The 23,974-nt window shown below is 40.6% G+C and carries 20 protein-coding genes, 1 riboswitch and 1 other annotated feature; of the genes, 13 read left to right on the forward strand and 7 right to left on the reverse strand.

Annotated elements, in window-relative coordinates; all coding sequences use genetic code 11:
* Positions 1 to 457: 457 nt before the first annotated feature.
* The 4 genes from ACFX4H_RS14490 (at position 458) to galE (ending at position 7,198) form a co-directional block, all read left to right on the forward strand.
* The gene (locus tag ACFX4H_RS14490; RefSeq protein ID WP_377435692.1) at positions 458 to 1,099 is read left to right on the forward strand and encodes an NAD(P)-dependent oxidoreductase; all 642 of its coding nucleotides are present in this window, start codon (positions 458 to 460) and stop codon (positions 1,097 to 1,099) included.
* 406 nt (positions 1,100 to 1,505) lie between these two features.
* The gene (gene galU / locus ACFX4H_RS14495; RefSeq protein ID WP_034310766.1) at positions 1,506 to 2,393 is read left to right on the forward strand and encodes a UTP--glucose-1-phosphate uridylyltransferase GalU; all 888 of its coding nucleotides are present in this window, start codon (positions 1,506 to 1,508) and stop codon (positions 2,391 to 2,393) included.
* A 137-nt stretch (positions 2,394 to 2,530) separates the two neighbouring features.
* Positions 2,531 to 6,133, forward strand: coding sequence for a CDP-glycerol glycerophosphotransferase family protein (locus ACFX4H_RS14500; protein WP_377435693.1), 3,603 nt, complete (start codon positions 2,531 to 2,533; stop codon positions 6,131 to 6,133).
* Positions 6,134 to 6,226: 93 nt separating this feature from the next.
* A complete protein-coding gene (galE, locus tag ACFX4H_RS14505) occupies positions 6,227 to 7,198 on the forward strand; it encodes a UDP-glucose 4-epimerase GalE (protein WP_241637406.1) in 972 nt (323 codons plus the stop codon).
* A 172-nt stretch (positions 7,199 to 7,370) separates the two neighbouring features.
* Here the strand turns inward: galE and ACFX4H_RS14510 are convergent, their stop codons facing one another.
* Positions 7,371 to 8,195 carry an ATP-grasp domain-containing protein gene (locus ACFX4H_RS14510; RefSeq protein ID WP_328138648.1) on the reverse strand — a complete coding sequence of 275 codons (825 nt, stop codon included), beginning with the start codon at positions 8,193 to 8,195 and terminating at the stop codon, positions 7,371 to 7,373.
* Between the two features lie 62 nt (positions 8,196 to 8,257).
* Positions 8,258 to 8,471 (reverse strand) — a binding site (T-box leader).
* 146 nt (positions 8,472 to 8,617) lie between these two features.
* Between ACFX4H_RS14510 and ACFX4H_RS14515 the strand changes: the two genes are divergently transcribed.
* Positions 8,618 to 9,508, forward strand: a complete 891-nt coding sequence (locus ACFX4H_RS14515) for a PhzF family phenazine biosynthesis protein (protein ID WP_377435694.1) — start codon at positions 8,618 to 8,620, stop codon at positions 9,506 to 9,508.
* A 124-nt stretch (positions 9,509 to 9,632) separates the two neighbouring features.
* Here the strand turns inward: ACFX4H_RS14515 and ACFX4H_RS14520 are convergent, their stop codons facing one another.
* Together ACFX4H_RS14520 and ACFX4H_RS14525 are read right to left on the reverse strand one after the other, a co-directional pair.
* Positions 9,633 to 10,352 (reverse strand): pentapeptide repeat-containing protein, encoded by a 720-nt coding sequence (locus tag ACFX4H_RS14520; protein WP_063589909.1) that lies wholly within the window; start codon positions 10,350 to 10,352, stop codon positions 9,633 to 9,635.
* Positions 10,353 to 10,368: 16 nt separating this feature from the next.
* A complete protein-coding gene (locus ACFX4H_RS14525; protein ID WP_377435812.1) occupies positions 10,369 to 10,647 on the reverse strand; it encodes a PadR family transcriptional regulator in 279 nt (92 codons plus the stop codon).
* A 266-nt stretch (positions 10,648 to 10,913) separates the two neighbouring features.
* Here ACFX4H_RS14525 and ACFX4H_RS14530 point away from each other — a divergent pair, with 266 nt between their 5' ends.
* The 3 genes from ACFX4H_RS14530 to ACFX4H_RS14540 all read left to right on the forward strand — a co-directional run bounded on the left by ACFX4H_RS14530 (position 10,914) and on the right by ACFX4H_RS14540 (position 13,740).
* The gene (locus ACFX4H_RS14530) at positions 10,914 to 11,534 is read left to right on the forward strand and encodes a class I SAM-dependent methyltransferase (protein ID WP_249599054.1); all 621 of its coding nucleotides are present in this window, start codon (positions 10,914 to 10,916) and stop codon (positions 11,532 to 11,534) included.
* Between the two features lie 343 nt (positions 11,535 to 11,877).
* Entirely contained in the window at positions 11,878 to 12,579 is a 702-nt protein-coding gene (locus ACFX4H_RS14535; RefSeq protein ID WP_053536563.1) for a class I SAM-dependent methyltransferase, read from the forward strand.
* A gap of 327 nt (positions 12,580 to 12,906) precedes the next feature.
* On the forward strand, positions 12,907 to 13,740 hold the full coding sequence (locus ACFX4H_RS14540) for an STAS domain-containing protein (RefSeq protein WP_377435695.1): 834 nt from the start codon (positions 12,907 to 12,909) through the stop codon (positions 13,738 to 13,740).
* A 121-nt stretch (positions 13,741 to 13,861) separates the two neighbouring features.
* On the opposite strand, the gene ACFX4H_RS14545 is transcribed toward ACFX4H_RS14540, so the two are convergent.
* Positions 13,862 to 14,518, reverse strand: coding sequence for a potassium channel family protein (locus tag ACFX4H_RS14545; RefSeq protein WP_034310793.1), 657 nt, complete (start codon positions 14,516 to 14,518; stop codon positions 13,862 to 13,864).
* Between the two features lie 23 nt (positions 14,519 to 14,541).
* Entirely contained in the window at positions 14,542 to 15,876 is a 1,335-nt protein-coding gene (locus ACFX4H_RS14550; RefSeq protein ID WP_377435813.1) for a TrkH family potassium uptake protein, read from the reverse strand.
* A 177-nt stretch (positions 15,877 to 16,053) separates the two neighbouring features.
* Positions 16,054 to 16,196, reverse strand: a riboswitch (cyclic di-AMP (ydaO/yuaA leader).
* 329 nt (positions 16,197 to 16,525) lie between these two features.
* Here ACFX4H_RS14550 and ACFX4H_RS14555 point away from each other — a divergent pair.
* Both ACFX4H_RS14555 and ACFX4H_RS14560 read left to right on the forward strand, forming a co-directional pair.
* A complete protein-coding gene (locus ACFX4H_RS14555; protein ID WP_034310797.1) occupies positions 16,526 to 16,717 on the forward strand; it encodes a hypothetical protein in 192 nt (63 codons plus the stop codon).
* A gap of 333 nt (positions 16,718 to 17,050) precedes the next feature.
* Entirely contained in the window at positions 17,051 to 18,310 is a 1,260-nt protein-coding gene (locus tag ACFX4H_RS14560; protein ID WP_377435696.1) for an MFS transporter, read from the forward strand.
* Between the two features lie 45 nt (positions 18,311 to 18,355).
* Here the strand turns inward: ACFX4H_RS14560 and ACFX4H_RS14565 are convergent, their stop codons facing one another.
* Positions 18,356 to 18,955, reverse strand: coding sequence for a TetR/AcrR family transcriptional regulator (locus ACFX4H_RS14565; RefSeq protein ID WP_063589913.1), 600 nt, complete (start codon positions 18,953 to 18,955; stop codon positions 18,356 to 18,358).
* A 118-nt stretch (positions 18,956 to 19,073) separates the two neighbouring features.
* Between ACFX4H_RS14565 and ACFX4H_RS14570 the strand changes: the two genes are divergently transcribed.
* Together ACFX4H_RS14570 and ACFX4H_RS14575 are read left to right on the forward strand one after the other, a co-directional pair.
* Entirely contained in the window at positions 19,074 to 19,799 is a 726-nt protein-coding gene (locus ACFX4H_RS14570) for an ABC transporter ATP-binding protein (RefSeq protein WP_241637416.1), read from the forward strand.
* On the forward strand, positions 19,796 to 20,812 hold the full coding sequence (locus ACFX4H_RS14575) for an ABC transporter permease (protein WP_377435697.1): 1,017 nt from the start codon (positions 19,796 to 19,798) through the stop codon (positions 20,810 to 20,812). The genes ACFX4H_RS14570 and ACFX4H_RS14575 overlap by 4 nt, the downstream gene beginning before the upstream one ends.
* Before the next feature lie 96 nt (positions 20,813 to 20,908).
* Here ACFX4H_RS14575 and ACFX4H_RS14580 read toward each other — a convergent pair whose 3' ends face one another.
* Complete coding sequence (locus ACFX4H_RS14580; RefSeq protein ID WP_241637418.1) at positions 20,909 to 21,358, reverse strand: GNAT family N-acetyltransferase; 450 nt, start codon at positions 21,356 to 21,358, stop codon at positions 20,909 to 20,911.
* 1,873 nt (positions 21,359 to 23,231) lie between these two features.
* Here ACFX4H_RS14580 and ACFX4H_RS14585 point away from each other — a divergent pair.
* A complete protein-coding gene (locus ACFX4H_RS14585; RefSeq protein ID WP_063589916.1) occupies positions 23,232 to 23,930 on the forward strand; it encodes a GntR family transcriptional regulator in 699 nt (232 codons plus the stop codon).
* The last annotated feature ends 44 nt before the right edge of the window (positions 23,931 to 23,974 follow it).

Here is a 23,974-nt window from a genome sequence, read left to right on the forward strand (position 1 = left end):
ACTGCGGATATATCATCAAAAATCGGATTATATCGACGAAAAACAGCAATATATCAGCGAAAATCAGGATATATCTCCGAAAATTGCAATATATCGACGAAACTGCGGATATATCATCAAAAATCGAATTATATCGACGAAAATTAGCGATATAACAGCGGAACATCAGGATATATCATCAAAAATTGCAATATATCGACGAAACTGCGGATATATCATCAAAAATCGGATTATATCGACGAAAATTAGCAATATATCAGCGAAAATCGGATTATATCGACGAAATTCGGCAATATATCAGCGAAAATCGAATTATATCTCCGAAACAGCGGATATATCTCCGAAACACCTCTAAATAAAAAAGTTGACAAATTATTAACCTGTAACTTATATTATTACATGTAAGTAAATTAGTTACAATTAATATTTCAAAAACAATATATAGGAGGAATGTAAAATGAAAATCGGTATTATTGGTGCGAGCGGAAAAGCTGGAAGTCTGATTTTAAAGGAAGCATTGACTAGGGGACATGAAGTTACGGCCATTGTCAGGGATGAAGCTAGAGTCCAAATTCAAGGAGCTTCCGTATTGGAAAAAGACGTATTCCATCTGAAAGCAGAAGATATTAAAGAATTCGATGTTGTAGTGAATGCATTTGGCGCTGCTCCGGGGAAAGAACATCTGCATGTGGACGCAGGAAAAATCTTGATTGAAGCAATGAAAGGCGCTCCACAAACGAAACTGATCGTTGTTGGCGGAGCTGGAAGCCTTTTTGTTGACGAAGCAAAAACGATTCGTGTCCTGGATACGCCTGAGTTTCCTAAAGAATACTTTGCAACAGCGTTTAATCAATCCAAGAACCTTGGAGATCTGCAAAACGCCACTGACATACAATGGACCTTCATCAGCCCTTCCGCCTTCTTTGATCCGCAAGGAAATAGAACAGGCGGGTATAAACTGGGTAAAGACAACCTTCTTGTAAACTCGAAGGGCGAAAGCTATGTAAGTTATGCCGATTTTGCCCTAGCAGTACTTGATGAAATTGAAAATCCGCAGCACATCAACCAGCGCTTTACCGTTGTTGCCGAAGCTGAATGATTTAGTGACGTCTCTCCTCTGGGGTGACGTTTTTTTTTTTACGATAGAAACTTCTGAATCGCGCAGACTCGCCAAGGAAGACCGTTGATGTATATTTCATCGCTGATGAGGATCAAAGAGCCGACGGTGGGCACCGATAGGGAAGAAGCCGAGTAATAGAAATTGAAGCAGGTGAGATGATCAATAATTGATAAGTCTTTTGATCTATGAGCTATAAGTAAGAAAATAAGGCCTTTTCCTTAAAAATCGGGGAAAGGCCTTAAATATTTTGGTTGCGTTTACAAATGAAGGAATTTTTTCTGTTAATATATTTACAAAAAGAGAGTCTATGTTACTATAAAAAGGATGATTCAGAAAAAAATGGGTTGTTTTGTTGATTTATCCTAATATGAAGGAGTTACAAAGAATGAAAAAAGTTAAAAAGGCCATTATACCTGCAGCGGGATTGGGAACCAGATTCTTGCCCGCAACGAAGGCGATGCCTAAAGAAATGCTGCCAATAGTCGATAAACCAACTATACAATATATTATAGAAGAAGCCGTGAAAGCGGGAATTGAAGATATAATCATTGTCACAGGAAAGAACAAACGAGCGATAGAGGATCATTTTGATAATGCGTACGAACTAGAGAATAACTTAAGTGAAAAAGGGAAATTCGATTTATTGGAGAAGGTGCGATACCCATCCAATTTGGCTAATATCCATTACATTAGGCAAAAAGAACCGCGAGGCCTCGGACATGCTGTTTGGTGTGCACGTAACTTTATTGGTGATGAGCCATTTGCCGTCCTTTTAGGCGATGATATCGTGGAAAGCGATGTGCCCTCCTTGCGTCAATTGATCAACGAATATGATGCGACAGGTTCGTCCATCATTGGTGTGCAGCCGGTGAATGAGAGCGAAACACATAGATATGGCATCATCGACCCGCTTACGCAAGATGGCAGGAGATACGAAGTGAACCGTTTCGTCGAAAAACCAAAACAAGGAACGGCACCATCCAACTTAGCCATAATGGGAAGATACATACTGACTCCGGAAATATTCGATTTCCTGGCCAAGCAGGAAACAGGGGCTGGCGGTGAAATCCAGTTAACGGATGCCATCCAAAAACTGAATGAAATCCAAAGTGTCTTCGCTTATGATTTTGAAGGGAAACGCTATGATGTCGGAGTTGTCGATGGCTTTGTGAAAACGACAATTGAATTTGCCCTGCAACGTCCCGATTTAAGAGACGACATTTTAAAAGTAATGGAAAATATCCTCGAAATGCACAAGGCAGTGGATAAGTGATCTTTTAATTTAATAGAGTAATTAGTTTAGAAAAAATCTCCAACTATTGATCATTCATAGTTGTTATTTTTGGTTACTGAAATGCAAACATAATTTTGAATGGTGAATATAAATCCATAAAAGGGGATGCCTATTTAGTGAATAAGAAGGTAATAAAAAGAAAAGTCGATTTCCTTAAACAGCCTATTGTTAATTTCCTATTAAAGGAAAATCATCAGCGTGTAAATAGATATGCAAAGTACTATGAGAAATTAAGCATTCAAAAAAACACCATTCTATATGAGAGCCGTGATGGAAACAGTATGACCGACAGTCCATACGCAATGTTTAAATATATGCTGGAAAATCAGGACTATCAAGATTTTGTGCACATTTGGTCCATCCAGGATTTCAGTGTCCTCTCAGGTGTAATGGCGAAGTATAAGGATATGCCGAATGTTCAATTTGTTCAACGTAATTCAAAGGAATATTTAAAGTGGTTGGCAACTAGTGAGTATTTAATCAATAATTCCACATTCCAGTCTTTCTTCATCCCTAAAAGCGATCAGATTTACATCAATACCTGGCATGGAACGCCCCTTAAGAATATGGGCTTTGATATACCCGGTAACCCTTCGGTCTCTCAAAACGTGGTCAGGAACTTCTTGAGTGCAGATTTCATTTTGAGCCCTAATGCCCATACTACCAACATATTTACACATAGCTATAAGTTAAATGGATTGTATAAAGGTGTAATAATAGAAGAAGGATATCCGAGGATCGATTTGACGCTGAATACGAATCCGGGGGAGTATAAGGATTATTTAAGGACCCTGGGTTTGAAAATCAGTGATGCTAAGGAAAATATTTTATATGCCCCGACTTGGAAGGGGACGAACCTTGCCAAGGTGGATAATGATCTTCTTCAAATCATTGCTGATATTCATTATTTACAAAGTCAAATCGGTGAACAATATAACTTATTAATTAAGGTGCATCCATTTCTATATAAAGAAGCGGCCAAGCATTCAGAAATCAAGGATCGGCTAATACCAGACCATGTGGATACAAATGAATTGCTTGCTGCAGTCGATTTGCTTATCACGGATTATTCCAGCATTTTCTTTGATTACCTTGTTACCGATAAGCCCATTCTATTTTACACTTGGGATACGGACGTTTATGCAGAGCAAAGGGGACAGTATCTCCAAAATGACGAACTTCCGGGACCCATGCTTTTTAACTCAAAAGAATTGGCGCTAGCCATTAAAGATATTAAAGATGTGAAATTGAGATATTCCGATAAATATAAAAAAATGCAGGAAAAGTTCACGAACCATGAGGATGGAAAAGTAACAGAGAGAATAGTCAAAAATATATTCAATAAGTCTACGAAACAACTAAACACAATTACCGGGCTTGATTCCGCAAAGGAAAAAATATTAATTTATCCGGGCGGTTTGAGGGATAACGGGATTACATCCTCTTTCCTTAACTTAATGAATAATATTGATTATGATAAATATGATGTCAGCTGTTTTACGGCCACTCCTCACTCATACGAGGTTTTGAAAAATATGGGCAAGGTTAATAAGAATGTGCGTTTTCTATTCAAACCTGGCTTGCCTGTTTATAACATATTGGAAGTCTATAAAGATAAATTCATCCATAACAGAGGGGAAAGAGGTTTCTTAGGGAAGAAGCTTTACCCGGAAAATGCCTATATTAGAGAGCATGCACGTTTATTCGGCAAAACAAAGTTTGATTTTGTTATCGATTTTAGCGGTTATAGCTATTATTGGGCTAAATATCTGCTTGCGGCGGATGCAAAAAAGAAAGTTTGTTATATGCATAATGATTTGCTTTCTGATAGTGAACGCATCATTAACGGAAAGAGACCGCACCGGATTAATCTAAGGGGGATTTTTTCGGTATACAATCGATTTGATAAACTGGTAAGCGTGTCTGAGGGAACGATGGAATTAAACCGAAAGAATCTATTGGAGTATGCAGACTTCGATAAATTTGATTATGTAATGAATTCCATCAACCCGGATAAAATCCTTCAAATCGAGTCAAATGAGCCTGAAGGTAGTGAAAATGATGAAAAGGCGATGATCACAGAAAACTTCAAAGCGAGGGCGATTTTAAGGGATGTCAAGGATAATCCTGTTTGGAATACCCTTCCGGGAATTTCGAATGCCGCTCAATTTCCATTGGAAGAACGATTTGAAGGTGCTGAAATCGTGATTTCGAGGAAAACCCATGCTGATCAAAAGACTTTTTATAAATTCAGTCATGACAATCAAATAATAGGCTGGATTAGTGAAGAAGCTGTGGAGTTGCTGCCAGACAGCATCATTTATGAAAAAGAAGTGGACAAAGTGGCAAGGCTAGTGAGACCTCGATCGAACTATATTTGGTCCTTGCCGTATAAAGTTGAAGGAACGTACAAAGTTTCCGGCAGTCATGATTTTAAAGGGATCATTGTAAAAGTCGATAGGGAAGCAAAAACCCAGCATTCGATTTATAGCAGAATATCAGTAAAAGACAAGACCATAGGCTGGATAGATAATTCGGCTTTATCCGTGCTTGAACATTGTACAATCAATGAAGACATGAGCTATAATGACAAGCTGCAAATCATGATGAAAAGAAAATATATAATATCGCGAAACTATAAAAACAATAAAAAGTTCATCGATAAGATCGAGAATAGAACGCTGAAGGAAATAAACACCGGTAATCAGAAGTACGGTAAAATAACCAACCCGGAAGATCATACAATCTGGACGAAGGCATATCCGAACTACAAGGCTAAAAGAGTGAGCAAGGCAATCGACTTTGAAGGGCAAATCGTCAGAATCATCAAGTATAATAGAACCAACAAAGGCGGCTATTACCTTTTCGAGATAGACAATAAGATAATAGGCTGGCTAAATACTAGAGCATTTGAAATGATAGAAGAGCCAATGGTGTTAAAGGAACGGGAAGTGCGCGGCACTGCCGAAATTAAATTAGGCGATTATCATATATGGGATAAGCCTTATGGGCTGCAAGATGCCATGGTCTTGGAAAATGGGCCAACTTTTAATGGCCGGATCGTTGAATTCGATAAAGAATCGGTTACTCAACTTGGTACATATGCCCATATATCATTGGATGGGGTATCTATAGGCTGGATCGATAAACAGGCGTTAATCGTACAAGAGGTCCATGGGTTGGAAGTGAATGATCAATTCGTTCCATATCCTGATAAAAATGATTTTAACTTTGTCAATATGGGAAGGTTATCCCCTGAAAAAGGGCAAGATAATTTGATTCGTGCATTCGCAGGCTTTCATGGGAAACACAAAAATAGTAAACTGTATATTTTAGGACAAGGACCTTTAAAGGGAGATTTGCAGGCAATCATTGATGAGCTGGACTTAAATCATTCCATTCATCTTTTGGGTCAGCTTGAAAATCCATTTTCGTTCATGGAAAAATGTGACTGCTTCGTTCTTTCCTCACATTATGAAGGCCAGCCTATGGTATTATTGGAGGCAATGACCTTAGGAATGAAAATCATGGCTACTGATATAGTGGCTAACCGGACCGTTTTGGAAAACGGTAAATATGGTTTGCTTGTCGAAAATAGCATAGATGGACTGGAAAAGGGCTTATCTACCATGGTTAGTGATGATAATCCTGAACTAGCGAAGTTTGATTACACCCAATATAATGGATTGGCCATGGAAACCTTCAATAAATGCTTATAAAACGGGGGAGGTCCTTATAATTAGACCTCCCACTAATGACATATGCGAGATTTAAAGATTCATTCAAGCTTAAAGTAAAAGGGGTAATACTATATGATTTTGGTCGTTGGCGGTGCAGGATATATTGGAAGTCATCTTGTAAAAGAGTTAGTGAAAACTGAAGAGGTTGTCATTCTGGATAATCTCTCAACTGGATTTCGTTCGCTGGTTGATTCGAAGGCCACCTTGGTGGAAGGGAATTTAGGGGACGAAGCGGTCTTGAATGAAATTTTCCTTAAGTATCCGATTAAAGCGGTCATGCACTTTGCCGCTAATAGCTTGGTCGGGGAGTCTGTTCAAGATCCTTATAAATACTATGATAATAATGTAGGTGCAACTCTTACATTATTGAATACCATGCTCAAGCATGATGTTAAGAATTTCATTTTTTCATCAACGGCAGCTACGTACGGGATACCAAATGTGGAGATGATTGATGAAGGTCAGCCAACGAATCCGATTAACCCATATGGCCGCTCTAAATTGATGGTGGAACAGATCTTAGGGGACTTTGCAAAGGCATATGGACTTCATTATGTCGTCTTGCGTTACTTCAATGCGGCCGGAGCACATGCGTCAGCAGAAATCGGTGAAAGCCATGATCCGGAAACACACCTGATTCCAATCATACTACAGCATTTATTAGGTCAACGTGAGAAGATTTCCGTGTTTGGTACGGACTATGACACAGAAGATGGCACATGCATTCGTGATTATATCCATGTAACGGATCTAGCCCAAGCCCATATAATCGCGCTTCAAGCCCTATTATCCGGGAAGAAGGATACGGCCATCTACAACCTTGGGAATGGAAAAGGATTTTCGGTTAAGGATGTAATCGACACTTGCGAAAAAGTCACAGGAGTTAAACCGACAGTTGAGTATGCAGACCGTCGCCCTGGAGATCCAGCCCGCCTGGTTGCTTCGGCCGACAAGATATATGAAGAACTCGGTTGGAAGGCATCGATAAATTTGGAAGAAATCATTGAAAGTGCGTGGAAATGGCATAAATCTCAAATGAATTAATGGTCCCTTGGGACTCGGTAGTCATTTCGGACTGTAGACAAACTCGAAGAAAAAAAACGAGTTTGCCTGCAGTTTTTTTATTTGAAGAATGTTCCAGCTGTTTTCAGAAACCCGCTCCCTTTCCGCCAACTGTATCGGGTCTTGGCTAGCCAGTAATACGGCAGTTTTCATTCTAAGCTTGAAGAGCTTTCCGGATTGATTTTTTCAGGGCTTTTACAAAATTTTGACGTGTTTCTTCGGTTAATTCCAGTAGGGAAAGGTACGGATTTAAATCTTCCAGCTCTACTAATAAGAGTTCACCTTGCTCATTCCGACAGGCATCTACTCGTTGGATGCCCCAATCAAGATTATTCCAATCAATAAATCGTTTAGCAAAAGCCAGGTCTGCTTCAGTAGGGACATATTCTTTTAATTCCCATCTTTTCTCTTTATCAGGCGCATAAAGGGCGTATTGAAATTCCTTATCGATAAAATAAAAAGAGACTTCATACTCAAAGTTGATAAATGGCTGTACCAATGTGTTCTTTGATTTTGTATCCATTTTATCTCCCAATTCTTCTTTCGCGGCAAATTCCAAACCGATGGAATCCGCGCCATCTTTAGGCTTCACTATATACGTTTCCACATTGGGAAGTTTATGTAAAGATTCAAGTGTATCGATGGTCGGAATGACAGGGAATTGGGCATTCGTCAGTTCAATTAAGTATTCCTTCCCGTTCATATCAGCCTTTCCAACAAATGAGTTGTATGTTTTCAAATGGCCAACAGCCACTCTATTACGGAATGCTAGATACTTGTCTTTAAAATTGGCTACTGGACCGGCATTTCGAAAGACGATCAAGTCAAAATCCTTTTCAAACGTTTCAATGTCTTCAGGATGGCAAAGTACTAACTGAAAATCCTCTCTAAGCTTCGAGGTAAGGAACAAATCCTCCTCATAATAATTTCTGCCCTTTGCCTCATAGTATAAATCCGTTACGAATAATAGTGTCTGCATGACTCCTGCACCCGCTTTCCCGATATTTTCATTGATTGGTTTACATACAAAAAATCCCGCCTCATTAAGACGAGATTTGAACTCGCGGCACCACTCTTGTTTAATAATTAAACGCACATCCCATTTAACGGGGGGGAAACCGGTAAAGCTTACTGAAGCTTCGGCTTTACTTCTCGGGGATGATTTTCGGTCAGATTCTGGACACTGGCTTTCAGCAAAGCACCAGCTCTCTTTGGAACAGAACGATAACGTACTCCTTCCCTTCATGGAATTTTACATTTGATGAATTTGAGTAATTGTATAATAGTCAGAAAATAAAATCAATGGTTGATTCACTTACTGTAGGACGAAAAGGTAATATGGATAGAGATATAGAATTACTATTCAAGAGAAGCACCATCATTTAATAGGAGATGTTAGATTTGAAAACGGTAAGGGTTTTTCATTACGATGCGTTCAGCAGTAAACCGAATAAAGGAAATCCGGCAGGTGTGGTTTTAGATGCGGATGGACTGACCGAAAGGGAAATGCAGGATATAGCGATGAAGGTGGGGTTCAATGAAACCTCTTTTCCGATGGAATCCGATATTGCCAATCTTAGGATCCGTTATTTTACACCGGGACACGAAATGAATCTTTGCGGACACGCGACAATGGCTACTATCCATGCACTGAAGACCAGGGGATTATTGGATAAAGATGAGCTGATGATTGAAACAGGAGCTGGAATATTGCCAATCAAGATCCATCCGACGGCGGGGCCTGATATATATATTACGATGAAGCAGGCCGCGCCGCAGTTTGAAGCGTTTAACGGAGATAAAGGTGGCTTAGCCAGTTCCCTTGGCCTTGATATAGAAGATCTGGTAAGTGAATTACCTATTGTTTATGGAAGTACAGGTTTATGGACTTTACTGGTTCCGGTAAAAGAAAGAAGCTCATTTAAAAGGATGAAGGCCAACAATAGCCTGTTTCCGCAATTATTAAAGGAAATGCCAAGAGCTTCCGTTCATCCCTTTTGCCTGGAAACGTACGATAATGAAGCCCATATGCATGCCCGGCATTTTTCCTCGCCCTTTTCAGGTACGCTTGAAGACCCGGTTACAGGAACGGCTTCAGGTGTAATGGGGGCTTATTATGCAAAATACATAAAGGATGATCTTGAAGATGAGGTGCATCTGTTAATCGAACAGGGACATGAAATCGGAAAGGATGGCAGAGTTCGCGTTACAGCTACCAAGAACGATGGCACATACGATATTGAAATCACCGGGAATGCTGTCTACGTTAAAGATTTTGAAGTGGAAGTCTAAAGGTTCATACTGAGATATAAGTCTGAAAAAGTATATTGAAAAACCCTGTGCTAAGACGTTACGTGTCTTAGCACAGGGTTCTTGTAAATCAGAAACACGGGGTGGAAGCGCCAATCGCTGTCCTTTAGATGAGGGTCACGCCGCTAAGATCAACCTTTGCTCCATGTAAAAAGTTGTAAGTGAGTTTATCCATCGAAGCTCCAGTAAAGTCGATTTTCTTTAAATCGGACATCCGAAATTGAACATTGATGAGGGTGGCATCGCGAAATGATGCCTTTCTCAATGAAGAGCCTTCGAAAATGGTTTGTTTGAAAGTTTCCCCATCGAATATAAGACCAGATAAATTACAGCTTTTAAAATGGGTTTTATTATAAATGCTGTTCTTGAAAGTTACGCCTTTTAAATTGGCATTTTTAAATAAGGTGCTAGTTAAATTGGCGTTTTCAAAGATGCAATGATCTAAGTTACTGTTTTTAAATGTGCTGTTCGTCAGGTCGGAATGGCTGAAGTCAGAACGGCTTAAATCGCAGGAATTGAACTTCCCATCATGGACCGAAACCGAGCGGAAGTCGGAATCCAATAAGCGATGCCTGGAATAGTCCATGCTTATCGCCTGCTCAAGGACATTGTATTGTAGGTTGAGGGATTCCATGAGCTCTGATACCTCCCCAATCGAATCAACAGTCAGCTTAAACGCTTCCTGTTCACTGGCACCATTCCTTCTATGGTCATCGTATTTTTCCAGTAAGTTTTGCAGCAGTTCTTCTTCCAATTCCGTTGCTGTTTTTGCACTTTTGTACGGGGCAAAAATGCTATGAACATGTGCATTCAGTTTTTCAATCACATTTCATCTTCCCTTCTTAGAGAAGGAGCTCAAGTATTCGCTTGGCCTGCTCCCAGTCATTTTTATTTTGGATATATGTGTTTTCCCCGATTGGGGTGATTTTGTAATATTTCCTTCTTCCGCCTTGTGTGGCATCTCCCCAATAAGAGATGATGCATCCATCCTTTTCCAGCCGTTTTAGGCTGGAGTACATCGTCGCTTCCTTAATTTCATATTGCTCGTTGGAATTCGTATATATCAGTTTGCTGATTTCATAACCATATTTATCGCCACTTTGCAGGAGTTTCAGAATCATCGTATCTACATGTCCGCGAAGCAAGTCAGAGGATAGTTGTCGTTGAACCAAATCCTCACCTCCTTTGGTATATCTTATAGTATATTACTATGACAGTCAAGGTAGTTTAGTTACTATGGATCATACAGGTTTGGAGGGTTTATGAAAAGAAACATGCCAATTTTCGTGAATCACTGCATTCACATACTTTTAATTTTCAGAGATATTATCCGCTTGGAAGGGATTTATGATGTTTCATGGAAGAAGTATGTAAGGGGGTGGGCATGTTGAATAATTCGTGGAATAAAGTGATTTATAAATTTTGGTCGCCCGTTTATGACAAAATCTTCAACTCTCATCTCTTTTTAGATGCCAGGAAAAGAATGTTTGAAGAGCTGGATTTTCATGATCATGCAAAGGTCCTGTTTGTGGGCGTAGGTACGGGGGCCGATTTGGAGTTGATCAAAAACCTTGACCTTGAGATAACGGCAATAGACCTGTCAGCGGATATGTTAAAAAAAGCGATGGGGAAATTTGATGATGCATCGATCAAGTTCCTCGAGATGGATGCACAGCATATGGAATTCACTAATGAATCGTTTGACTATGTAGTGGGAAGTTTGGTTCTTTCCGTCGTACCTGATGCCAATGAATGTCTTCGGGAAATGATCAGGGTTGTAAAAGGCGAGGGGAAAATAATACTATTCGATAAGTTTATTTCTAAAGATGAACGGCTTTCAGTGCCCAAAAAGCTTCTGAGGCCGATCATTCGATTTTTAGGAACGGATATTGGCTTGAGGTTTGAAGACCTGTTCAGTGGACATGGGGATATTATGGAAATTGAAGAAGATCGGCCGATCATGTTGAATGGAATGTATAGAAAGATAATCATCAGTAAACGGTTATGAGGACATCAGGATACCAGATAGAGCTGAGTTTTGTTTTTTTGAAGCTAAACTGGATCGCTGTAAAGAGCATGTAATATTTGACATGCATGTATAAAACCCATGTCTTCACTAACATGGTTAATGAGCTGATCATCGGGTTATTGAGTAAGAACGGATCATACCATCAGAAGGCAGTTTACATGCATCATTAATACCTTTAAATTCCAGTGAGCATTATATAAACAACAAGGTCCAATGGTGTCTCAACGTCATATGTAACGAATTTTTTATGCGGCTGTTACAGAGGCAACCGGGCGAAATCAGTATAATTAAATGGTGGGATACAAGGAAAGAGGCGATGGTTTTGTCGGAGACGATTACAACCTATGAAGATCTATTGAACATGCTGGACTCATTATTGCGTGAACCAACTGGATTCTGGAATGGTTTTTATGAAGACCGCTCAAAAGGGGTTCCCTTTTTCGAAAATTTCCCTGATGAGAATTTGGTTTCATATTTTGATGGTGGGTTAATTGGGCCAGGGAAGGTTCTTGAGCTTGGATGCGGACCTGGCAGAAATGCCATTTACCTTGCTCAAAAGGGCTGTTCCGTTGATGCGGTGGACCTTTCGAAGGAAGCCCTTGAGTGGGGAAAAGAACGGGCAGGAGATAAAAATGTCCAAGTGAACTTCATTCAAAGGAATATATTTGATTTGGATATTGCAAAAGGGCAATATGACTTCGTATATGATTCAGGTTGTTTTCACCATATTGCTCCACATCGAAGGATGAATTATTTGGAGATGGTGAAAAAGGCGTTAAGGCCTAAGGGGTTGTATTCGATTACTTGTTTTGTCGAAGGCGGCATATTGGGTGGTGCCGATATTTCAGATTGGGAAGTATATAGGCAAAGAAGCCTTAATGGCGGTTTAGGTTTTACTGAAGAAAAACTCAGAATGATCTTCAAGGAATTCGAAGTGGTGGAAATACGGAAAATGAGGAAAATGGAACAATCGGATGAAACCTTTGGGGTGCAAGGTTTATGGACGGCTTTATTTATGAAATGAGAAGGAGAAGTGGTTTTTAAACCGAAGGATCTGGGTCAGGTCCTTTTTTGCGTGGAAATTGTTAACAAAAAATAAAAATGGTAAACTATAACAACACTATAAAGTTTTGGGGACGGGTATTTACCAGAATGATAGATGAAGGCTTTTGCTGATCTTTTTTTAAAAACATGGTTTCAAAAACAGCTGGGAAGGTATATGGAAAGAGGGGGCCATCAGGAATCAGAGAGCATAAGGTTTTAAGTATGGAAGAGGTTGTCTTCGATGCTTGCTTTGTTGATAAATTAGATTTATCGATTGCTTTTTATAAAAACAAAATAGGAGGAGTTTATGCACGTAAATAAAGAATTATATGCCTTTTTATTGGGTGTGGCAGCACAATTGACTGAGGATTGGTACGCATCCTTGAATAAAAGTGATAGTGCGGGTGTATATAGCTCAACCGATCCCAAAGTGATTAAAAAACTTAAGCAGCAGAATAATGAATTCCATTTACGTTTCTTTCAGGTCTTTGAAACAGAGGAGAGGGAATTCTTTAAGCAGCTTGGTGATTGGATTGAAGAGATCGGACAGGATGAGCAGCATTTAAACACACCCATCTATTTTATATTGAGGGAGTTTTTCCGTACGCAAGAGCAATACCTGGGTTATATTGACCGTTTTGTGAAATTGCATGGAGATCAATATACACAGGAGGAAATAAACTCCTGGTATCGGATAGTGGTGAAGGTATTCAGTGAAGTGATGGAGAGGTTTACGGAAGCGAATCATAGGTATGCCAATAAAATCATGAAAGCCCAACAGGCAACAATCGATGAATTGAGCACACCCATCATTTCCCTTAAAGATAACACGGCATTGCTTCCCCTGATAGGCGATATTGACACGACGAGGGGCATGTCCTTGCTTGAAAACACCTTACAAAAGTGCGCTGAAAAAAATGTCACCAGACTTTTCATTGACCTATCCGGCGTTCATTCAATAGATAGCGGATCCGCACACCAGCTGTCTCAATTGATTGAATCCTTGCATTTGATCGGAATTCAAACAACCCTTTCAGGACTTCGGCCGGAAATAGCCATGACTGCCGTTAAGCTTCAACTTCCTTTTGATAAAGTGACGATAAAGTCCACTCTTGCCCAAGCGATCAGTACGATAAAATAATACATACATACCCTGGGCTCGGCATGTTCGTTATAAATTTCATTGAGAAGGCCTCCATATGGCGGTCTTCTCGTATGTATTAGCAATCAAAATAGGAGCAAGAGCCGGAACCTGCCGGATTTTATTCAATATTGGCAAAGACGGCCAGATCTTCTTTATTGCCAACCACTAAAAGCATATCTTTTTCATGGATATCCTGATCCGGTGACGGTGCTATGATAATTTCTCCATTACTCACGATGGCAATGACGCTGATATTATATTTTGCCCGTAAATCAAGCTCCCTGAGGCTTTTTCCCTTCATGCTCATGGGGAGGATGATTTCCTCGATATTGTATTCTTTAGAAAGCTCTATATAGTTAAGCATGTTAGGGGAAAGGAGCTGGTTCGCGACCCGTTCCCCCATATCCCTCTCAGGATAGATGACCCAGTCGGCACCGACTTTTGTGAGCACCTGACCGTGATTTTTATTAAGTGCTTTGGCAATGACCTTTTTGATCCCAAGCTCTTTTAAAAGCAAGGTAGTTAAAATGCTCGATTGCATGTCATTTCCGATGGCTACGATGACACAATCGAAATTACGGATTCCGATTGCTTTCAATGTTTCTTCTTCGGTCGTATCCGCCATGACTGCATGGGTAACGTTCAGTTCCGCATTCTCGACTCTTTCCTCGTTCACATCAATCCCCAAAACCTCTTGGCCTGCCGTATATAATCTATGGGCCACGCTGGTTCCGAATCTGCCTAAACCTATCACGGCGTATTGTCGTTTTCCCATCTTTTACACTCCTTCATTCATTATTAACCAATCATGATTTTCCCTTTTGGACGTCGGAACGGATCTGGCTTGCGCCTCATGGCGATAGCAAAGGCCAAAGTCAAAGGGCCAACACGGCCTGCAAACATCGTGAAAATGATGAGCATCCGGCCGACCGGTGATAATTCCGGGGTCAAACCCATTGAAAGTCCCACGGTGGCAAAAGCTGAAGTGGCTTCGAACAAAATCATCAAAAAGTCAGTTCCGCTTTCAGTGATGGTCAGCAGAATGGAGATGATTGAAACCATGAATACACCAATGAACGTAACGGATAATGCTTTAAAGATCGTTTCACTCACGATGCGGTGACGGAATAAGACCACATCACCCTTTCCCTTGATCTGTGACCAAACCGTTCCGACAAGCGTGGCCAATGTAGTCGTTTTAATCCCGCCGCCAGTCGATCCGGGTGAAGCCCCAACGAACATCAAGAAGATGATGAGCAGTAATGTAGGCTGGGTCAAATCAGGGATATTCAGCGTGTTGGAGCCTGCCGTCCTTGGTGAAACCGATTGAAATAAAGACGATAACGTTTTACCCATGAAAGATAAAGGCTGCAATGTTTTGGTGTTACCGAACTCGAATAAAAAGATTAAAATTGCACCTGTGATTGTAAGGATCAAGCTAGTCATCAGAACCACCTTCGTATGTACGGATAAACGATGGGTGTCACGATATTCGTATAGTTCATTCATCACGATAAAGCCTATCCCGCCAAACGTGATGAGGAAGACGACGGTAAGGGTTACGAAGGGATCCGATACATATGGGGTCAAACTCCTGAATTCCCCCATTAAATCAAAGCCGGCATTATTGAAATTCGAGATGGAATGAAAAACCCCGTAATAGATCGCTTTGCCGGTTGGCATGTCAAAAGAAAAGCGAATCGATAAGATAAGGGCACCCACACCTTCAATGATGGCCGTGAAAATTAACAGCCGTTTCACTAATCTGACTACACCCGCCATGGATAGATTATTTAAGGACTCCTGCAAGAGTAACCTGCCTTTTAAGGAAATCTTTTTGCCTAGAAGGAAAAAGAAAAACGTCGCAAATGACATGAACCCTAATCCGCCTACCTGAATCAGTGTTAAGATGACCAACTCACCAAAAGTGGTGAAGGTCGATCCCGTATCCACTACGACAAGCCCTGTTACACAAGTAGCGGATGTTGTGGTGAATAAAGCATCCAGAAAAGAAAGACCATTCCCACTTTCTGTGGAAACCGGCAGGGTCAATAAATAGGAACCGATAAGTATCAGGATGGCGAAGCCGAGTACAAGTATTTTTGGCGGATCGAACAAATTTTTTGCTTTTATCAAATTGATCATCCCTACCTATAAAAATGAAATGTGTAAAACTGTATGAATATCTTAACCATCAATCCTCATTCCGAATCTTTTTAAAAGGCATAATAAAAAGACCTGCGAAAACATCGAATAGCTGTATTGCCACAAAAAGCGTGCAAAAAAAGCTCCCGAAATAGGCGGTCTTATGACCTCCTTCGCTTTAGCCGACGAAGTTAGCTGACGGGTAGGATGGCGAAAGAGCTGATCTCATCCCTTCTGCAAGGCAGAATTAACCCCAAATGATTGGGTCCTCCGTACTCATTTACCATGAGTTTTGGCCGAAATGCATTAAATTGATAAACGTATTCTACTCCCATCATTTAGCAGTTGTAAACCCCTAAATCGTAAAAAAATATTTCTTTAATAAAACTGAAAATTTACGTTTTATTTACATTAAAAAAACGTATTGACAAATATTAGTTAGCACATTATGATAGGTTCGATTAATCCAATTATGATAACCGGCATCGATGTACTTTATTCAATAATTTCAAGCAGAACAAGCTATTGCCAATCAAAATTTGTAATAGATATATTATGTTTCTTTTGTAAAAGATAAAGGAAAAAGCAGTACATCATTAGTTAAATTCAATACATTTTATTAAAAAGGCGGGCAATTATGGAGAAGACGTTCAATAGATATGTTATTAATGCTACAGGCAAGGGTGGCCAAACATATTTAACACAATGCCAGGATAAAGATGCACTAAGGAAATGGATAGCCGATCATGAGGATCAAATCATCATGAATGAATTAAGGATAACGGATAAGAAAAAGAATCCGTTTTTAAAACTGTTTTCCCCAAGGTAAATCAACTGATTCCAACATTCATAGCGGTATTCAATTATTGTAATTCCCTGTGTTCTATCCAGGAACGGTGAGCGAAAAATCCATATCTTGTTTTGCTTTTAAACTCATTATATTTAATGAGTTTTTTTGCGTTATTTACAGTATTGAACTATTAATGTTAAAATTTAGTAATTACTAATATGGACGTAGAGAAGAGAAAAGTAAAATGAAATGAAATGAAATGACCACTTTCCGAGAGCAGCCGAGGATTGTTGGGGATGTATGGAGGCATCGCAAATTGGTCTCGTTCCTTTGGGACGGGGTTTTTTATGTACGGTCAAAGGGGGAGAAGCGATGACATTAAGAAATGCATTGGTATCCTGGAAATACCCTTCCATTCTTTTGTGCGGAATAGGTATCTCCAACTTCGGTTCTTGGGTGTATTTCATTGCCCTTAATTTAATCGTTCTGGATATGACTGGTTCAGCCTTGGCAGTAGCTGGACTTTATATTGTTAAACCGTTGGCTGCCATATTTATGAATGTGTGGGCAGGGAGTGTGATCGACCGGATAAATAAGCGGAACCTGATGGCGGCACTTGACCTATTTCGCACGGTATTCATAGTCTTGCTGCCATTGACTTCTTCTATTTGGGTCATGTATTCCCTTGTCTTCGTGATCAATATGGCAGGGACCATGTTCGGAACGACATCTAGGTCGTATATAACAAAACTAATACCCGTTGAACAGAGGAAACGGTTTAATTCATTACGAAGCTTAATGGATTCTGGAGCTTTTTTGATTGGACCGGCGCTAGCGGGTATCCTTTTCTTGATCGGTACGCCCGTTTTAGCGATTTATATTAACGCGGCTGCCTTATTGTTATCCGGTATCATCACTCTATTCATGCCTAATCTTGAAAAGGATCATCGCCTTAACCAATCCAATCATTACCTGTCTTGGACCATCATGAAAAAGGATTGGGGCATCGTCCTGGACTTCAGACGGAAATCTTCCTATATCATGCTCATTTATTTCTTATTCAGCTGCATGGTGGTGATGGAAACGGCCATCGATTCCCAAGAAGCTGCGTTTGCCAAGGCCGTGCTCCTTTTGTCGGACAGCGATTACGGATTCCTTGTAAGCGTCGCCGGGGCAGGCATCATTGCTGGTGCCATAGTCAATGCCGTATTCATCAGTAAAGTGAAAATCTCGCACATGATTGGTCTTGGATCTTTATTTGTCTCGATAGGTTATATGATCTTTGCCTTTTCGAATTCCTTTTCACTGGCCGCCATCGGATTTTTCATCATTGCTTTTTCATTGGCTTTTGCCAACACTGGCTTTCAAACCTTTTATCAAAATAATATTCCTGTGGAAATCATGGGCAGGGTCGGAAGTGTTTTTGGCTTGTTAGAAGCTTTATTGATCATCATTACTACCGCAATCGTTGGTGTTTTAGCCCATTTCATTTCGATTCGGTTCGTGGTGATTTCAGGTTCCCTGATCATGTTCGCTTTATCCATATGGTTGTCGATGCTTAGTATGAAGACCTCCAAGAGCAGGTATTATTCCGTTGGTGATGCAGAGATAGAAGCAAAGGAAAAGATGTAATACGACTTAAAGGCATGTTGATGGCACATGCCTTTGATGAATCGTTCATTGGATGAATGTGCGCAATTGGCTGATGAAGTTCAAGATTTGAAAATGGATTTTCGCCATTTCTTCCGCCGTTTGTTCTTCACAGTTTTCCAGCCACTCAGTAATCACCCCTAAAATCGCCGATGTCAGGAAGGCGTGCATATACATGCGGAATGCTTCATCTTTAGCTGCTGGATGAAGGCTGATCAAACGCTCCAACAGTACTTCCCCGAAAACCCGTTTAATTTTTTTCGCAAAAGAAGGGTCGCCCTGATCACCAAGAATGGCTCTTAATGCGTGAGCATGTTCACTGATGAATTGAAAAATCGCTATGAAAGGCGGATAAAGTTGCTGTTGATTAAGAGCCAAAAAAGCCTCTTTAGGCAAAATGGCAGTAATGCGGGTTTGAAGTTCATGTAACAATTCCTGCTGTAAGTGATCCATCAATTCATATTTATCTGTGTAGTGCAAATAGAATGTGCCCCGATTAATATTGGCACGCTCTGCGATTTTCTTCACGGATACATGTGAGAACCCCTCTGCTTCAATGAGTGCAATAAAATGATGTTGTATCTGCTTTTTCGTCTTTTGTACCATATCCTCATGAATCGATGCCATGGAATGTCTCCTTCACTGAACATTTTTCCAAATGTGTTGATTGTATTAGTCCGAATGCTACCTTAGAATGATGATACACTCAACACCGTGTTAATTAAAGAGGGAGGATGTGTGTGCAATGAAAAATGCGATTTCCATTGACGGAATTGCTAAGGGTTTTCAGCAGAAGAAGGTCATTCAGCCATTGAGCCTGAATATTGAAAAAGGCGGAATTTTTGGCTTGTTAGGTCCATCCGGATGCGGAAAGACGACCTTGATTAAAATGATTGTCGGATTGATTAAGCCCGATGCGGGTAAAGTCACGGTTCTTGATCATGAAGTGCCAAATGAAGCACTGTTAATGGATGTCGGCTATATGGCACAGTCCGATGCTTTATATACAGAACTGACGGGAGCTGAAAACCTCGAATTTTTTGCGAAGCTATACCGTTTTTCGAAAAAGGAACGAAGGGAACGCATCCAATATGCAGCTGAAATCGTACAGCTGACGAATGATTTGAACGTTCGGGTTGCCCATTATTCAGGGGGGATGAAACGCCGTATGTCACTTGCGGTTGCACTCATCCAAAATCCGGAGATTCTCATTTTGGATGAACCGACAGTAGGAATAGACCCTTTGCTGAAACAATCGATTTGGGAGGAACTTGAGCGTTTAAGAAATGAAGATGAAAAGACGATCATCATCACGACGCATGTGATGGATGAAGCGGAGCGATGCGATAAACTGGCGATGCTGCGTGAAGGTGAAATCATCGCGGCAGGAACCCCTGAAGCTTTAAAAACTCAATTTGCCGCGGAAACGCTTGATGATGTTTTTTTAAGGATTGGAGGCGGGCTAAAATGAGAATTGCCTCTCTTGTTACTCGTATTACCCAGCAGATGCGCCGGGATCGAAGGACGCTCGCTTTATTTTTCCTGGCTCCATTGCTCATTTTAACGCTCATGTATTTTATTTTCGATACAGAGGCAAGTGATTTGAAAATCGTTGTTACAGGCAGTGATGAAACGATTGTTAGAGCATTGAAAAAAGCGGATTTTCAAGTCACGGCTGCTGATGAATTCTCACAGGAAAAGATGATTGAAAAGGATACGGATGGCTGGCTGCATGTTGAAAATGGGAAAATGAAACTCACACTTTTGAACGACGAACCGACCCGGGCAAAGGCCGTTCAAATGCAAATGATGCAAGGCTTGCAAGGGAATGAAAAAAACACTCCTTCAATTGAGGAGAAATATGTTTACGGAGACGCCAATACAAAGGGGTTCGATACATTCAGTCCGATGCTCGTCAGCTTTTTCGTTTTCTTCTTTGTATTTTTAATAGCGGGGATTGCGCTTTTGAAGGAGCGTACAAGTGGTACGTTGGAACGGCTGCTTGCCACCCCGATTAAAAGATACGAAATCGTAGCGGGCTATGTGATCGGATATGGCTTATTTGCTCTAATTCAAACCATAATTGTCGTGCTATATGCTGTCAATGTATTGGATATCGTCCTTGTTGGCTCCATTTGGCTCGTTTTACTGACGAATATACTGGTCGCGCTCGTTGCATTATCGCTAGGCACATTACTATCGAGTTTCGCGACATCCGAATTCCAAATGGTACAATTCATTCCGCTGGTCATCGTGCCGCAAGTCTTCTTTACAGGGATTTTCCCATTGGATGGCATGTCAGACTGGCTCCAAAAAATCGGCAAGGTCATGCCTCTCTATTACGCATCGGATGCCATGAATGGCATTATGTACAAAGGTTTCACGTTCAATGAGGTCTTACTGGATCTGCTCATTCTCCTGGCCTTTGCCATCGTTTTCATCACCATCAATATCATTAGCTTAAAAAAATACCGTGCACTATGAAATCAACAACTTAACAAAAGAAGCCGGATTCCTGGAAAGTGAGGAACCGGCATTTTTTGTTACTGACATACTTTTAGTTGAAAAGGATCTAGATACTTACACCTTTTTGACCATGAGCCTTTCATTGTTATAATCTGATTCGCCATTGAATGCAAAGCCGAATTTCCTATACAAATGAAGGGCTGCCTGATTATCTTCAACTATGCTTAAATAGATTTCAGGACAATCATATTCTTCTATTATTCTTTTTATTAAAGCCTCCAACATGATACTTCCAAGCCCGAAACCCTGATGTGCAGCGTCAATGAAAAAGCGGTCTAACCACACTCTGCCATTTTCGCCTTCCCCAGGGAAAAATCCATACATCGCAAAGCCGACCAAGATATCATCATAATAGAGCCCAACTGGCCTGTAATATTTACATTCCTTAGCGTCTTTTAAACATTGTTCAGTCGTTTCGATGTAAGCCTTTTGCTTTTCGTTTATTCGCAATTTCAAAATATCCGTTACCTTTTCTTTCGAGACTTCAATTATTGTAGTCTTCATCAGTTATTTTCCTTCCTCATTTCACACTTGGTTATACGCTTTTTCATGATATATAAATACCCTAAGGTATATGGTTACGAACGTTTTTGATGTTAGTAAATCTGACCGTTGATTTCCACTCCAGGCACTCGCTTTCCGCGGGCGGGCGGGAGCCTCCTCGGCTCGCCTGCGGGGTCTCCCATGCCACGCTTTTCCCGCAGGAGTCTCGTACTTTCCGTTCCAATCAACTTTGTGTTTTAAAAGAAAAAACTATAGGCTGCTCTATTCGGAACCAAGTTTGAGACTAGTTTATCCTTTAAGTTTTTTTCACCTATAATCCTCATTGGATGGAAGAAATATACGACACTGCTGCCGAAATACTGTCTAGCCGAGACCCCACAGGCGCATGCGCCGAGGAGGCTTGGCAAACAGTCGGCGGAAAGGGAGCGGATTTCTGAAATCAGCTGGAATGTTTTCTAGAACAAACTGCAGGCTGGTCTAATAGGAAACAAGTATTAGACTAGTTTATCCTTTAAGTTTTTCACCTGTAATCCTCATAGGATGGAAGAAATATGCGACACTCCTGCTGAAATACTGTCTAGCCGAGACCCCACAGGCGCTTACGCCGAGGAGGCTTGGCAGGCAGTCGGCGGAAAGGGAGCGGATTTCTGAAATCAGCTGGAATGTTTTCTCGAACAAACTGCAGGCTGGTCTATTCGGAACCAAGTATTAGACTAGTTTATCCTTTAAGTTTTTCACCTGTAATCCTCATTGGATGGAAGAAATATGCGACACTCCAGCCGAAATACTGTCTAGCCGAGACCCCACAGGCGCATACGCCGAGGAGGCTTGGCAGGCAGTCGGCGGAAAGGGAGCGGATTTCTGAAATCAGCTGGAATGTTTTCTCGAAAAAACTGTAGGCTGGTCTATTTCGAACCAAGTTTAAGATTAGGTTATCCTTTAAGTTTTTTTCACCTGTAATCCTAATAGGATGGAAGAAATATGCGACACTCCTGCCGAAATACTGTCTAGCCGAGACCCCACAGGCGCTTACGCCGAGGAGGCTTGGCAGGCAGTCGGCGGAAAGGGAGCGGATTTCTGAAATCAGCTGGAATGTTTTCTAGAACAAATTGTAGGCTGATCTCACACCGAGTTATGTTTGAGACTAGTTTATCCTTTAAGTTTTTTTCACCTGTAATCCTTCATAGGATGGAAGAAATATGCGACACTCCTGCCGAAATACTGTCTAGCCGAGACCCCACAGGCGCATACGCCGAGGAGGCTTGGCAGACAGTCGGCGGAAAGGGAGCGGATTTCTGAAATCAGCTGGAATGTTTTCTAGAACAAACTGCAGGCTGGTCTATTCGGAACCAAGTATTAGACTAGTTTATTCTTTAAGTTTTTCACCTGTAATCCTCATTGGATGGAAAAAATATGCGACACTCCAGCCGAAATACTGTCTAGCCGAGACCCCGCAGTCGCTTACGCCGAGGAGGCTTGGCAGGCAAAAATCAGCTGGAATGTTTTCTAGAACAAACTGTAGGCTGGTCTATTCGGAACCAAGTATTAGACTAGTTTATCCTTTAAGTTTTTCACCTGTAATCCTCATAGGATGGAAGAAATATGCGACACTCCAGCCGAAATACTGTCTAGCCGAGACCCCACAGGCGCCACGCCGAGGAGGCTTGGCAGACAGTCGGCGGAAAGGGAGCGGATTTCTGAAATCAGCTGGAATGTTAATAAAAAAACTGCAGGCAAACTCAGTTTTCTTCAAATTTGAAGTAATAGAGGTTTCTTTACAATCGTTATAAAATAAACTATTGTAAAGAAAACCTATCATTCAGTTTAAATTATTGTTCTAAATCATTATGTATAGAGGAAGGTATATGGAAATATGGGTGTAAAGTATAGAATGGTCGTAGAACAAATGGAGAAAGAAATATTAGATGGAAAATATACATTAAATACTAAGTTACCAACTGAAGAAGAGTTGATGAAGAAGTTCGATGTCAGCAGGAACACCATTAGAAAAGCAATCAACATATTGGTTGAGCAGGGTTATCTCTATCAAGTGCAAGGAAGCGGCATATTCCTAAGGGAATTTACCAGACCGGGCTGCATTTCGATGAGGGATATGGGTGGCTTAACCAAAGTGTTTCCCAATGATGAAATGAAAAGTAAAGTGTTGAAGTTAGAGTTAATAGAAGCCGATGAAAAATTGGCCAAACAAATGAAGTGCAATGTAAAAACCAAAATCTATAACCTGAAAAGGGTTAGATACTTAAATGGTCAACCCATTGTAATAGAAGAGTCCTTTTTCAATAAAGATATCATTCCCATCATAAATAAAGAAATCGCAAATGGTTCCATTTATGAATATATAGTCGAAGATTTGAAGTTGAATATCGGGTTTGCGGATAAAATCATTTCGTGTGAAAAACTTAATGACGATGATGCTGGGCTTTTGGACTTGCAGCCAGGTGATCCGACTTTAATCGTTGAAAGTACGGTCTTTTTAAAAGCGGGAGCCGTTTTTGATTTATCAATCGAGAAATATAATTACACTTCAGCCAAATTATTAACATTGACTTAAAAAGTGCAGGGAAATTCTTGAATAAGATTTTACGGTGTGAATGG

The sequence above is a fragment of the Peribacillus sp. YIM B13477 genome (assembly GCF_042787955.1).
GTDB lineage: Bacteria > Bacillota > Bacilli > Bacillales > DSM-1321 > Peribacillus > Peribacillus frigoritolerans.